Origin of the sequence: Paracraurococcus lichenis, assembly GCF_030657435.1 — a bacterium.
Taxonomy (GTDB): Bacteria; Pseudomonadota; Alphaproteobacteria; order Acetobacterales; family Acetobacteraceae; genus Paracraurococcus; species Paracraurococcus lichenis.
The window spans coordinates 154,199-167,480 of record NZ_JAUTWS010000003.1; the positions used below are offsets into that span (position 1 = coordinate 154,199).

Genomic DNA, 13,282 nt, shown 5'->3' on the forward strand with positions numbered 1-13,282 from the left:
AGTCAGGCCGTCGTGCTTATACAATGACAACAAAGCCGCGCGGTGCCTCCGCGCGGGTCAATGCGCCTCCGCCCAGCTCCGTCCGGTGCCGACCTCGACGGCCAGCGGGACGCGCAGCGTCACCACGCCCTCCATGACCTCGCGCACGAGCCGGCCGGTCGGCTCCACCTCGGCCTCCGGCACCTCGAAGACCAGTTCGTCATGCACCTGCAGCAGCATGCGGGCGCGCAGCCCGGCATCCCCGAGCGCCCGCGGCAGGCGGACCATGGCGCGCTTGATCACTTCAGCCGCGCCGCCCTGGAAGGGGGCGTTGATGGCGGCGCGCTCGGCGCCGGCGCGGCGGACCATGTCCTTGGCGCCGATATCGGGGACCCAGAGCCGGCGGCCGAAGGAGGTGGAGACATAGCCCTGCAGCCGCGCCTCCTCCTTCAGCCGCTCCATGGCGTCGCGGATGCCGGGATACTGCGCGAAATAGGCATCGATGATGCCCTTGCCCTCGGCCGGGGAGATGCCGAGGCGGCCGGCGAGGCCGAAGGCCGACATGCCGTAGATGATGCCGAAATTGATGGTCTTGGCGCGCCGCCGCGCCTCCCGGTCCACCGCATCGGGGGGGAGGTGGAAGATGTCGGCCGCCGTCCGGGCATGGATGTCCTGGCCCTTCTTGAAGGCGTCGCGCAGTGCCGGGACATCGGCGAGGTGGGCCAGCAGCCGCAGCTCGATCTGGCTGTAGTCGGCCGACATCAGGACATGGCCCGGCTCGGCGACGAAGGCCTGGCGGATGCGCTGGCCCTCCGCCGTCCGCACCGGGATGTTTTGCAGGTTCGGCTCCGTGGAGGAGAGGCGGCCGGTCGAGGCCACCGCCATGGCAAAATCCGTGTGCACGCGGCCGTCGCGCGGGTCGATCGCCGCCTGCAGCCCGTCCACATAGGTGGATTTCAGCTTCTGCAACTGCCGCCAGTCGAGCACGGTGCGGGCCAGCGCGGCGCCGGAATTGCTGCCCGAGGCCGCGACCTCCTCCAGCACGCTCGCATCCGTGCCCCAGGCGCCGGTCGCCTTGCTGCGCCGGCCGCCCGGCAGCTTCATCTCGTCGAACAGGATCTCCCCGAGCTGCTTCGGCGAGCCCACGTTGAAGGGGCGGCCGGCAAGCTGGTGGATCTCCTGCTCGAGCTGCGCCATGCGCTGCGAGAAATCCTCGCCGATGCGGGCGAGCTCGGCGCCATCGACCTTGATGCCGGCGATCTCCATGTCGCGCAGCACTCCGACCATGCGCCGCTCGACCTGCTCGTAGAGGGCGAGCGCGCCTTCCTCCCGCAGCCGCGGCTTCAGGATGTGCCAGAGGCGGAGCGTGACGTCCGCATCCTCCGCGGCATAGGCGGTCGCCTTCTCCAGCGGCACCTTGTCGAAGGTGACGCGGGCGCGGCCGGTGCCCGTCACCTCGTCGAAGGGGATGGGCTTGTGGCCGAGATGCAGGACCGAAAGCTCGTCCATGCCGTGCCCGTGCCGCCCCGCCTCCATGGCGTAGGAGATCATCATGGTATCGTCGATCGGCGCGACGGCGATGCCGCCATTCTCCGGGCGGCAGAAGACCTCGAGGTCGTATTTCGCGTTCTGCAGCACCTTGAGGACGGAGCGGTCGGTCAGCAGCGGCCGCAGCGCCTCGATCGCCTGCTCGAAGGGGATCTGCGGCGGCGCCTCGGGCGCCTTCTCCGCCAGCATGTCCGATTGCGCCGCGCCGGTCGCGACGTGCCGCAGCGGGATGTAGCAGGCGCGGCCCGGGGCGGTGGACAGGCAGATGCCGACGAGGTTGGCGCGCAGCGCGTTCAGGCTGTCGGTCTCGGTATCCAGCCCGACCAGGCCGGCGGCCTCGGCCTCGGCGATCCAGGCCTGCAGCGCCTCAAGGGTCGTGACCGTCTCGTAGCCGCCGAAGGGCGCGCTGCCGGGATCGGCCTTCGGCGTGACGGCCTGCGCAGCGGCATGCGCGGCGACGGCGCTGTTGCGCGCCCGCGTGCCGGCATCGCCCGCGGCGTCGCCCAGGCCCATGCGGGCGAGGACGCTCCGGAACCCCTGGACCTCGAGGAACTTCTTCAGCGTCGCCGGCTCGGGCGGCTTCACCGCGAGCGCCTCGATCGGCGCGGTCAGCGGCGCGGCATCGTCCAGCTTGACCAGCGTCCTCGAGATGCGCGCCTTCTCGGCATTCTCGACCAGCGCCTCGCGGCGCTTGGGCTGCTTGATCTTCGGCGCGTTCGCCAGCAGCGTCTCGAGGTCGCCATATTCGGTGATGAGCTGCGCCGCGGTCTTGATGCCGATGCCGGGCACGCCGGGGACGTTGTCCGTGGGGTCGCCGGCCAGTGCCTGGACGTCCACCACCTTCGCGGGCGGCACGCCGAATTTCTCGACGACCTCGGCCTCGCGGATCGGCTTCTGCTTGATCGGGTCCAGCATCTGCACGCCGGGGCGCACGAGCTGCATCAGGTCCTTGTCGGAGGAGACGATGGTGACCTCGCCGCCCTCCTCCACGAAGCGCTTCGCATAGGCGGCGATCATGTCGTCCGCCTCGAAGCCCTCGCGCTCGACGCAGGCGACGCCGAAGGCCTCGGTCGCCTCGCGGATGAGCGCGAATTGCGGGACGAGTTCCGGCGGCGGGTCCGGCCGGTGCGCCTTGTAGTCGGGGTAGAGGTCGCTGCGGAAGGTGACGCGCCCGGCATCGAAGACCACGGCCAGGTGGCTGCCGCGATGGTCCATCAGGAAGCGCGAGAGCATCTGGGTGAAGCCGAAGACGGCGTTCACCGGCGTGCCGTCCGGCCGCGTCATCGGCGGCAGGGCGTGGAAGGCGCGGAAGATGTAGCCCGAGCCATCCACCAGGACGAGGTGCCTCGCCCCCGGCGGGGTGACGGGCACCGCCTCGGCCGAGGCCGCGGCGCCGGCGAGGGCGGTACTGCGCGCGCGGCCCGCCTCCGGGGTGGCGGCCTCCTCAGTGATGGCCGTCATCCCCCGCGCCGGGCTTCAGCACATAGGTGATGGAGCAATAGGGGCAGGTCACCTGGTCGGGGCCGATGGGCAGGCGCAGCCAGATCCGCGGATGGCCGAGGCCGCCGACGCCGACCTCGCCGTCGCAGGGCACGCTGCGGCTCTCGACCTCGATCTTCTGCTCCGGGGTGACACCCGGAACGAGCGTCGGCGCATAGCCGGTGATCTTGCCGTCGCGCATCGGGCGGTCCTCGTCTCGCAAAGCCTCGGGTCGGCGCCAACATAGTCGCGGGAGGCTCCACCGGCCAGCCTTCCGGGGAATGGCCGGCCGCCGCCGGCCATTTCCTGGCAGGCCTGGCGCGCCAGGATGCCGCCCGACGCAAAGGACCGGATGGCGTTCGCGTGAGTCCCACCCTGTTCCGACGCCTCCGGCGCCTGTTCCTCCTGGGGGCGCCGCTGCTGGCCCTGCTGACCGCCGCCTGCACCCCGGTGCTGATCCCAGCCGGGCCGCCGGTCACCACCCCGGCGGTCGCCGGCGATGCCCTGGTCATGCGGGACGGCGCCCGGCTGCCGCTGCGGCGCTGGCTGCCGGAGGGACCGCCGCGCGCCATCCTGCTCGGCCTGCACGGCTTCAACGACGCCGCCCGCAACTTCATGGAGGAGGCGGCGCCCGCCTTCACCGCGGCCGGCGTCGCCGTCTATGCCTATGACCAGCGCGGCTTCGGCGCGGCGCCGCATCCCGGCATCTTCGCCGGCGGGCCAAGCCTCGCGGCCGACGCATCGGAGGCGGCGCGGCTGATCCGGGCGCGGCATCCCGGCGTGCCGCTGGTCCTGCTGGGGGAGAGCATGGGCGGGGCGGTCCTGGTGCTGTCCGCGACCTCGGCCGACCCGCCGCCGGCCGATGGCTACATCCTGATGGCGCCGGCCTTCTGGGGGCGGGAGGACATGCCGCCCGTCATGCGCTGGGGCCTTTGGCTCGCCAGCCGGACCATCCCGCTGGTCGGCTTCCCCGGCACCGCCGGCGGCATCGTGGCGTCCGACAACGAGGAGGCGCTGCGCCGCTGGGGGCGCGACCCGCTGACCATCAAGATCACCCGGGTCGATGCCGCGAGCGGCCTGGTGGACCTGATGGATGCCGCGGTCGCCGAGGTGCCGGAGTGCTGCCGCACCGCGCTGCATCCCGGGGCGGCGCCGGTGCTGGTCCTCCTCGGCGCCAAGGACAGGATCATCCCGACGCGCGTCGCCCGCCGGGTTGTGCGCGGCATGCGCGACGACCAGCAGGAGAGCGTCGCCTATTACGAGGAGGGCTGGCACCTGCTGCTGCGCGACCACCAGCGGGCGGTGGTGGCACGGGACATCCTGGCCTGGATGGCGGCGCCGGCTGCGCCGCTGCCCTCCGGCGCCGACCTCGCGGCGCGGGACTGGCTGGCGAAGGAGGAGGCGAAGGCCGCGGGACGGTGAGCGGCCCTACCCTCGACACCGGCGCGCGCGCGGACCATCTGCGCCGCATGGACATCCCCCTGACCCTCGGGCTGATCGGCTTCCTCGCCTGCTGCTACCTCGCGGCGTCGACCGGCGCCTTCTTCCGGCCGGGGCCCTGGTACGAGGGGCTGGCCAAGCCCGCCTGGAACCCGCCGAACTGGCTGTTCCCGATCGCCTGGGCGGTCCTCTACACCATGATGGCCGTCGCCGTCTGGCTGGTCTGGCGGGAGGCCGGCTTCGCCGGCGCGGGCCTCGCGCTCGGCCTGTGGTTCCTCCAGTTGGCGCTCAACGCCGCCTGGTCCTGGCTCTTCTTCGGGCTGAAGCGGATGGACCTGGCGCTCGCCGAACTCTGCGCGCTGTGGCTGGCGATCCTGGCGACCATCGTCACCTTCGCGGCCGTCAGCCCGCTCGCGGCCTGGCTGCTGGCGCCCTACCTCGCCTGGGTCAGCTTCGCCGGGGTGCTGAACGCGAAGCTGCTGCAGTTGAACCGGGCGCGGGTGCTGGCGCGGGGCTGATCACCCCGCCCGCGGATGCGCCTTGCGCCAGGTGGCTAGCAGCGCCGCGGCGTCCACCGCGGTGTAGCGCTGGGTGGTGGAGAGGCTGGCATGGCCCAGCAGCTCCTGGATCGCCCGCAGGTCGGCGCCGCCGCCGAGCAGGTGGGTGGCGAAGGAGTGCCGCAGGGCATGCGGCGTCGCATGCTCCGGCAGGCCGGCGAGGCGGCGGAACTCCCGCATCGCCCGCTGCGCGACCGCCGGGTCGAGCCGCGCGCCGCGGGCGCCGAGGAAGAGCGGGTCGCCGGGCGCCGCGCCCGGCCGCAGCGCGAGATAGGCGGCGATCGCCTGCCGCACCGCCGGCAGCACCGGCACGACCCGCTGCTTGCCGCCCTTGCCGGTCACCCGGAGTCCGGCCTCGCTGCCGGGCAGGGGGGCGTCGCGGATCTCGAGCGCCAGGGCCTCGGCGATGCGCAGGCCGCAGCCATAGAGCAGGGTGGCCAGCGCCGTGTCGCGCGCCGCCTGCTCGGCGGGGCGCATGGCGCGTTCCGGGTCATGGACCGTGCCGACCTGGCTGGCGACCTCCTTCGCCTGCTCCGCCGTCAGGGCGCGCGGGACCGGCGGCTTGAGCCGCGGGCCGCGGATGGTGGCGAGGGCGAGGGGCTCCAGCCCCTGGGTCCTGGCGAGGTGGCGGAGGAAGCCGCGGATGGCGGCAAGCTGGCGGGCGCGGGTGGCCGGGCCGGCGCCGGCATTGGCGCGGGCGGCGAGGAAGGCGCGGAGGTCGGCCGCGCGCAGCCCGCCGAGGGCCGCGAGGTCCGGCTCCTCCCCGAGATGGCCCGCGAGGAAGCGCAGGAAGTCGTCGAGGTCCCGTCCATAGGCCTCGACGGTATTGGCCGCCGCCCGCCGCTCCCGGGCCAGCCAGTCAATGTAGCGGGCCCGTGCCTCGGCGCCGGTCATGGGCAGACTCAGGCCGGGTCCAGGGGTCGCTCGACCCCTGGCGGGGGTCCAGGGGGCAGCGCCCCCTGGGATCTCCCCGTGGTCAGCGCGCCAGGGCGGCCGCGACGGTCCGCCCGAGGAAGGCGAGGGTCGCGGTCGCCTGCCGCGCCGGCAGGGCATTCGGGTCGCGGGCGCCGAGGGCCATGAGCGTCGGCGTGCCCGTCCAGACCGGCACCCGCACCAGCGCGTCGCGGGCGACGAGGGAGGCCGCCTCCTCGTGCAGGGTATCGGTCTCGGTCGGGGCGGAGCGGACCAGGGCGTCCCGGCCCGGGCCCATCAGCCGCATGACGGTGCCGCGCGGCAGGTGCAGCATGCCGCGGCGGTCCGGCTTCTCGCTCAGCAGGTTGCAGCTCTCGATGCCGAGCAGCGCCGGCAGCTCCTGCGTCACCGTGTCCACCACGTCGGTGCTGCGCATCAGCGCGAGCACGGCGAGGCGCACCCGGATGGTCAGGCCATAGCCGGCGCGGCCGGCGGTGATGGCGGCGTCGATCTCCGCCTCCAGGCTGCGGGTGCGGCGGCGCTCGGCCGCCAGCATCGCCGCCATGTGGTCGGCGATCCGCTCGCCATGCACCCGCCGGGGCGGCGACAGCACCCGGTAGAGCTCCGGCCGCTCCGAGAGGAATTCCGGATGCGCCTCGAGATAGGCCGAGACCTGCTCGGGCGAGGGCAGGTCCTGCGCCGGATCGGGGAGGCGACTGGCGCCGGGGAGGGTCGCGTTCACAGGATGCTCTGGCCCGTCTTGCGCCAATCGGCCAGGAAGGCTTCGAGGCCCCGGTCGGTCAGCGGGTGCTTGAGGAGCTGGCGGATGACAGCCGGGGGCAGGGTGGCGACGCCGGCGCCGAGCTTTGCCGCCTCGACCAGGTGGATCGGGTGGCGGATGGACGCCACGAGGACTTCTGTCTTAATGTGGGGGTAGTTGCGGTAAATTTTCACGATGTCGGCGATCAGCAGCATGCCGTCGGTGGCGATGTCGTCGAGCCGCCCGACGAAGGGGGAGATGAAGGTGGCGCCGGCCTTGGCCGCGAGCAGCGCCTGCGCGGCGGAGAAGCAGAGGGTGACGTTCACCAGCGTGCCCTCGGCCGAGAGGGCGCGGCAGGTGCCCAGCCCGGCCTCGGTCAGCGGCACCTTCACGGCGACGTTCGGCGCGATCTCGCGGAGGTACCGGCCCTCGGCCAGCATGTCCTCGTATTCGGTCGCGGTGACCTCGGCCGAGACCGGGCCGGGGGTGATGGCGCAGATCTCGGCGATCACCTCGGCCATCTTGCGGCCGGACTTGGCGATCAGGCTCGGGTTGGTCGTGACGCCGTCGACCAACCCCGCCTCCGCAAGGGATCGGATCTCCGACACCTCGGCGGTGTCCACGAAGAACTTCATGGTCGGGGGATCCTTCAATGCGAGCGCAACCGATCCGCGAGTGATATGTTGTTGCGCTTTTGTTCTTGACCAGGATACCCGATGCCTGCCCGCCCGGGAAAGCACCGCGATATGAAAGACACGCCTACCGTGTCGGCGAGGACACGGGTCTCCATCCTGCTGCCTCTGCCTCTCGCCGGCGCTTACGACTATGCAGTGCCCGCTTCCATGGCACTCCGTCCAGGAGAATTCGTCTCCGTTCCGCTCAACCAAAGAGAGGTGATCGGGGTCGTCTGGGACGCGCCGGCGGAGCCGGACCCGAACCCGGTCCCGGACCGCCGGTTGCGTCCGGTCTCGGCGGTTCTGCCCGCCCCGCCCATGACCGGGAGCCTCCGCCGCTTCATCGACTGGGTCGCGGCCTATACGCTCAGCCCGCCCGGCGCCGTGCTGCGCATGGCGATGAGCGTGCCGGCGGCGCTGGAGGCGCCGACCCCCCAGGCCGGCTGGATCCTCAGCCCTCCCGGCGGCAACAGCCGGCCCCGCATCACGCCGGAGCGGCAGCGGGTGCTGGACGTCATGAAGGCCGGGCAGGTCCATGCCGGGGCCCCCCTGGCGGAGGCCGCGGCGGTCTCCCTCTCCGTCCTGCGCGGCATGGCGGAGAATGGGCTGATCCGGCCGGCGCTGCTGCCGCATCGCAGCCGCTTCGGCCGGCCGGACCCGGCGCATCCCGGCCCGGCGCTCGGGCCGGAGCAGGAAGCGGCGGGCGCCGCGCTGCGCGACCGGGTCGCGGCCCGCGCCTTCGGCGTGACGCTGCTGACCGGCGTCACGGGATCGGGCAAGACCGAGGTCTATTTCGACGCCGTCGCCGAATGCCTGCGCCAGGGCCGGCAGGCGCTGGTCCTGCTGCCGGAGATCGCCCTCTCCGCCCAGTGGCTCGAGCGGTTCAAGGCGCGCTTCGGCGTCGCGCCGGCGCTCTGGCATTCCGAGGTGACCTCGCGCACCCGCCGCGACACCTGGCGGGCGGTGGCGGAGGGCGAGGCACCGGTCGTCGTCGGCGCTCGCAGCGCGCTCTTCCTGCCGTTTCCCGATCTCGGCCTGGTGATCGTGGACGAGGAACACGAGACCGCCTTCAAGCAGGAGGACGGCGTGGTCTACCACGCCCGGGACATGGCGGTGGTGCGCGCCCGCCTGTCCCAGGCCGCCTGCATCCTGGTCTCGGCGACGCCGAGCCTCGAGAGCCTGACCAATGCCGAGGGCGGGCGCTATGCCGCGCTGCACCTGCCGAGCCGGCATGGCGGCGCCAGCCTGCCGGAGATCGAGATCGTCGACCTGCGGCGCACCCCGCCGGAGCGCGGCCGCTTCATCTCCCCGCCGATCGTCGAGGCCGTCACGGCGACGCTCGGCCGCGGCGAGCAGGCCATGCTCTTTCTCAACCGTCGGGGCTATGCGCCGCTGACCCTCTGCCGGCATTGCGGCCACCGGATGCGCTGCCCGAACTGCACGGCCTGGCTGGTCGAGCACCGCGCGCAGCGCCGGCTGCAATGCCATCACTGCGGCCATGCCGAAGTGCCTCCCGCCGAATGTCCCGAATGCGGCACCGCGAACAGCCTGACCGCCGTGGGACCTGGGGTTGAGCGTGTCCTGGAAGAGGCCGCGGCGCTTTGGCCTGACGCAAGGCGCCTCGTCATGGCTTCCGATACCTTGCCCGGCCCCGCGGCGGCGGCCGAGGCAGCGCGGGCGATCCAGGACCGTGAGGTGGACCTGATCATCGGCACGCAGATCGTCGCCAAGGGCTGGCATTTCCCGCATCTCACCCTGGTCGGCGTGGTGGATGCCGATCTTGGTCTCGCAGGTGGCGATTTGAGGGCAGCCGAGCGCACGGTGCAGTTACTGCACCAGGTCGCCGGCCGTGCCGGCCGGGCGGAGGCGCCGGGGCGCGTGCTGCTGCAGAGCTTCTCGCCCGACCATCCGGTGATGCGGGCGCTGGTCTCGGGCGACCTCGACGCCTTCATGCAGGAGGAGGCGGCGATGCGCCGGCCCGGCCACTGGCCGCCCTTCGGCCGGCTGGCGGCGCTGATCGTGAGTTCCGAGGAGGAGCGGGAGGCGGACCGGACGGCGCGCGACCTCGGCCTGGCCGCGCCGGGCGGGGAGGGGGTGCAGGTGCTGGGGCCGGCGCCGGCGCCGCTCGCCCTGCTGCGCGGCCGCTATCGGCGGCGCCTGCTGCTGAAGACGCGGCGCGACATCGCGGTGCAGCCGATCCTGCGGGACTGGCTGGCGCGCGTGCCGGTGCCGAACCATGTCCGGGTGCAGGTGGATGTGGACCCGGTGGGGTTCCTGTGAACCAGGCTTGAGGCCCGGAGAGCGGCGATGCCCGACGGCCTCTGCGACGTGGACATGCTCCCGGGCGTACTTGCCGGGCGCCGATCCGCCCGCACCCTGACCCGCAGCTATGCGCGCCGCTGACCGCGCAGCAGCACCCCCGCCGCCGCCGCCTGCAGTGCCATCGCCAGCGCCGGCGGAGCCGCCGCGCCCCAGCCCTGCAGCGCCGCGCCGAACAGCGCCGGGCCGAAGGCGTAGAAGGCCTGGTTCACCGCCGTGACCAGCGCGAGCACCGCCGAGACCTGCTCCGGCGGCCATTCCGCCTGGGCGATCAGCGGCGGCAGGGACAGCAGGTTGCCGATGCCGAGGCCGAACAGCACCACGCCCGCCAGCAGCAGGGCCGGCGCATCGCCGGCCGCGGCGAGCAGCGCGCATCCCGCGGCCTGCAGCAGGAAATTCGCGCTGCCGGCGAGGCGCCGGTCGAGGCCCGCCGGCAGCACGAGGCCGACGACGGTGCGGCCGAGGATGGCGCAGCCGGTCGCCAGGCTCATCGCCAGGCCCGCCCCGGCCTCGCCCAGTACCGGCGCGAGGAGCGAGAACAGCACCGTCAGCAGCCCCATCTGCGCCAGCAGGCCGAGCGCGAAGGCGAGGGAGAGGCTGCGGAACCGCGCCTGCCGCCAGAGCGGGCCGGCGGGCGCCGCGGCCGGCCGCGGCGCGGGCGGGGTGTCCGCGCCGTCCGGATACAGGCCGAGGGTCGCGGGCGTGTCGCGGAACCACTGCCCGGCCAGCCACCAGCCGAGCGCCGCGACCGGCAGGGCGATGCAGAGCGAGGCCCGGGCGAAGCCGAAGGCGGCGATCAGCGCCGCCCAGAGCGGGGCGAAGAGCACGCCGCCCATGCTGGCGCCGTTGAAGGCCATGGACAGCGCGGCGCCGCGCCGGCGGTCGAACCAGGGCGCCACCATGGCATTGATCGCCACGCCGCTGGTCAGCGCCCAGCCGAGCGCGGTGACCAGCGCGGCGGCCGCCATCTGCCAGGGCGCCGCGGCATGGCCCCAGGCCGCCGCGCCGGCGGCGCAGGCCAGCAGCCCCGCGCGCGTCACCGCCACCAGCCCGAAGCGCCGGTGCAATCCGGGCAGGCGGGTGACGATGGCGCCGCTCGCCAGGAAGTGCAGGGTGATCGCCGCGGCGATCAGCGCGGGTGGCCAACCCTCGCGCGCCTGCAGCGCATGCAGGTAGACGGACGGGCCATAGAAATTGATGCCCCAACTGCATATCGCGACGACGAAGGCCGCGGCGACGACCTGCCAGCCCCGGAACATCGCCTTGCGCGGCCGCGCCATGACTGGCCCTTTCCTCCCGGTTGTCGCGGATCCCGCAGCCTGCCGCCGGCGCATGGGCCGCGGCTTCGGCCCGGGCCGAATTGGCGAGGGGAGGCCAGATTGCGGGGGCGTGAACCCCATGGTAAAGGCCCGTCGCACCGCGCCGCCGGGACCCTGGTGGCCTTCCGCGCTCGCGCGCCATCTGGAAACAGGACCGGGACTGCCCGTGGCCTCAGCCGAGACGATATCCGCTTCCGCCCCCAGCACGACCGGGCTTGCCGAGCGCTATGCGCATGCCCTGCTGGCCCTCGCCGATGACCGGCGCCAGACGGATCCCGGCACGGTCGACCGCATCGCCGCCGATCTCGACCGCCTCTTCGCGCTGTGGCGCGACGATGCGCCCTTCCGCGCCTTCGTCGCCGATCCGCGGCTCGACGCCGCCTCGCAGCAGAAGGGCGCCTTCGCGGTGCTCGACCGCGCCGGCATCGGCGGCGAGGTGCGCAACCTGGTCGGCGTGCTGGTGAACAACCGCCGCCTCGCGGCCCTGCCGCAGGTGGCGCAGGCCTTCGGCGCGCAGCTCGCGGCACGCCGCGGCCAGCAGACGGCGCATGTGACCAGCGCGCATCCGCTGAACGACACGCAGCGCGCGCAGATCACCGCGCGCCTGACCGAAGCCGGCTATTCCGGCGTCAAGCTTTCGGAGCAGGTGGATCCTTCGATCCTCGGCGGGCTGATCCTGCGGATCGGCTCCCGGCTCTATGACAACAGCATCAAATCCAAGCTGCAGCGACTGCAGTACGCCATGAAGGGGGCCGCCTGATGGACATCCGTCCCGCCGAGATCTCGGAGATCCTGAAGCAGCAGATCGCCGGCTTCGACACCGAGGCGAATGTGGCCGAGGTCGGCACCGTGCTGACCGTGGGCGACGGCATCGCCCGCGTCTACGGCCTGCAGAACGTCATGGCCGGCGAGCTGGTCGAGTTCCCGGGCGCCGGCCTGAAGGGCATGGCGCTCAACCTCGAGCACGACAACGTCGGCATCGTCATCTTCGGCCCCGACGACCACATCCGCGAGGGCGACACGGTGCAGCGCACCGGCACCATCGTGGACGCGCCGGTCGGCAAGGGCCTGCTCGGCCGCGTCGTGGACGGCCTCGGCAACCCGATCGACGGCAAGGGCCCGCTGCAGAACGTCGAGCGCCGCCGCGTCGAGGTGAAGGCGCCGGGCATCATCCCGCGCAAGTCGGTGCACGAGCCGATGCAGACCGGCATCAAGGCGATCGACGCCCTGATCCCGATCGGCCGCGGCCAGCGCGAGCTGATCATCGGCGACCGGCAGACCGGCAAGACCGCGGTGATCGTGGACACGATCATCAACCAGAAGCCGATCAACGCCACCGGCGACGAGAGCAAGAAGCTCTACACCATCTATGTCGCGATCGGGCAGAAGCGCTCCACGGTGGCCCAGCTCGTCCGCACGCTGGAGGAGAACGGCGCGCTCGAGTACTCGATCATCGTCGCCGCCACCGCCTCCGACCCGGCGCCGATGCAGTTCCTGGCGCCGTACACCGGCTGCACCATGGGCGAGTTCTTCCGCGACAACGGCATGCACGCGGTCATCTTCTACGATGACCTCTCGAAGCAGGCCGTCGCCTATCGCCAGATGTCGCTGCTGCTGCGCCGCCCGCCGGGCCGCGAGGCCTATCCGGGCGACGTCTTCTACCTGCACTCGCGCCTGCTCGAGCGCGCGGCGAAGATGAACGACGACTTCGGCGCGGGCTCGCTGACCGCTCTGCCGGTCATCGAGACGCAGGCGGGCGACGTCTCGGCCTATATCCCGACCAATGTCATCTCGATCACCGACGGCCAGATCTTCCTGGAGACGGAGCTCTTCTTCAAGGGCATCCGCCCCGCGGTGAACGTCGGCCTCTCGGTCTCGCGCGTCGGTTCCGCCGCGCAGATCAAGGCGATGAAGCAGGTCGCCGGCCGCATCAAGCTCGAGCTCGCGCAGTACCGCGAGATGGCCGCCTTCGCGCAGTTCTCCTCCGACCTCGATGCCTCGACGCAGGCGCTGCTCGCCCGCGGCGCGCGGCTGACGGAGCTGCTGAAGCAGCCGCAGTTCAGGCCGGTGCCGGTCGAGGAGCAGGTGGTGGCGATCTTCGCCGGCACCCGCGGCTATCTCGACCGCATTCCGGTGAACGCCGTCGGCAACTTCGAGCGGCAGCTCCTCTCCGAGCTGAAGGCCTCGCAGCCCGCGATCATCGAGGCGATCCGCGCGGACCGCGAGATCAAGAAGCCGACCGAAGAGAAGCTGGTCGCCTTCCTCGACGGCTTCGCCAAGTCCTTCGCGGCCTGA

General features: G+C 72.6%; 11 protein-coding genes. 5 read left to right on the plus strand and 6 right to left on the minus strand.

What is annotated here, in order from left to right; all coding sequences use genetic code 11:
* Positions 1–57: 57 nt before the first annotated feature.
* A complete protein-coding gene (polA, locus tag Q7A36_RS04320) occupies positions 58–2,988 on the minus strand; it encodes a DNA polymerase I (RefSeq protein ID WP_305102429.1) in 2,931 nt (976 codons plus the stop codon).
* Positions 2,972–3,208 (minus strand): zinc-finger domain-containing protein, encoded by a 237-nt coding sequence (locus Q7A36_RS04325; RefSeq protein ID WP_305102430.1) that lies wholly within the window; start codon positions 3,206–3,208, stop codon positions 2,972–2,974. Before Q7A36_RS04325 ends, polA begins: the two co-directional genes overlap by 17 nt.
* 161 nt (positions 3,209–3,369) lie before the next feature.
* Between Q7A36_RS04325 and Q7A36_RS04330 the strand changes: the two genes are divergently transcribed.
* Entirely contained in the window at positions 3,370–4,428 is a 1,059-nt protein-coding gene (locus Q7A36_RS04330) for an alpha/beta fold hydrolase (RefSeq protein ID WP_305102431.1), read from the plus strand.
* A complete protein-coding gene (locus Q7A36_RS04335; protein ID WP_305102432.1) occupies positions 4,425–4,964 on the plus strand; it encodes a TspO/MBR family protein in 540 nt (179 codons plus the stop codon). The genes Q7A36_RS04330 and Q7A36_RS04335 overlap by 4 nt, the downstream gene beginning before the upstream one ends.
* On the opposite strand, the gene Q7A36_RS04340 is transcribed toward Q7A36_RS04335, so the two are convergent.
* From Q7A36_RS04340 to fsa, 3 genes are all read right to left on the minus strand, one after another.
* On the minus strand, positions 4,965–5,897 hold the full coding sequence (locus Q7A36_RS04340; RefSeq protein WP_305102433.1) for a tyrosine recombinase XerC: 933 nt from the start codon (positions 5,895–5,897) through the stop codon (positions 4,965–4,967).
* 82 nt (positions 5,898–5,979) lie between these two features.
* Entirely contained in the window at positions 5,980–6,657 is a 678-nt protein-coding gene (locus Q7A36_RS04345; RefSeq protein ID WP_305102434.1) for a DUF484 family protein, read from the minus strand.
* Positions 6,654–7,310, minus strand: a complete 657-nt coding sequence (fsa, locus tag Q7A36_RS04350; RefSeq protein WP_305102435.1) for a fructose-6-phosphate aldolase — start codon at positions 7,308–7,310, stop codon at positions 6,654–6,656. Before fsa ends, Q7A36_RS04345 begins: the two co-directional genes overlap by 4 nt.
* An 81-nt stretch (positions 7,311–7,391) precedes the next feature.
* Between fsa and Q7A36_RS04355 the strand changes: the two genes are divergently transcribed.
* Complete coding sequence (locus Q7A36_RS04355; RefSeq protein ID WP_370655629.1) at positions 7,392–9,629, plus strand: primosomal protein N'; 2,238 nt, start codon at positions 7,392–7,394, stop codon at positions 9,627–9,629.
* Positions 9,630–9,736: 107 nt separating this feature from the next.
* Here the strand turns inward: Q7A36_RS04355 and Q7A36_RS04360 are convergent, their stop codons facing one another.
* Positions 9,737–10,948, minus strand: coding sequence for an MFS transporter (locus tag Q7A36_RS04360; protein WP_305102437.1), 1,212 nt, complete (start codon positions 10,946–10,948; stop codon positions 9,737–9,739).
* Positions 10,949–11,153: 205 nt separating this feature from the next.
* Here Q7A36_RS04360 and Q7A36_RS04365 point away from each other — a divergent pair, with 205 nt between their 5' ends.
* Together Q7A36_RS04365 and atpA are read left to right on the plus strand one after the other, a co-directional pair.
* Entirely contained in the window at positions 11,154–11,747 is a 594-nt protein-coding gene (locus Q7A36_RS04365; RefSeq protein ID WP_305102438.1) for a F0F1 ATP synthase subunit delta, read from the plus strand.
* Complete coding sequence (gene atpA / locus Q7A36_RS04370) at positions 11,747–13,282, plus strand: F0F1 ATP synthase subunit alpha (RefSeq protein ID WP_305102439.1); 1,536 nt, start codon at positions 11,747–11,749, stop codon at positions 13,280–13,282. Before Q7A36_RS04365 ends, atpA begins: the two co-directional genes overlap by 1 nt.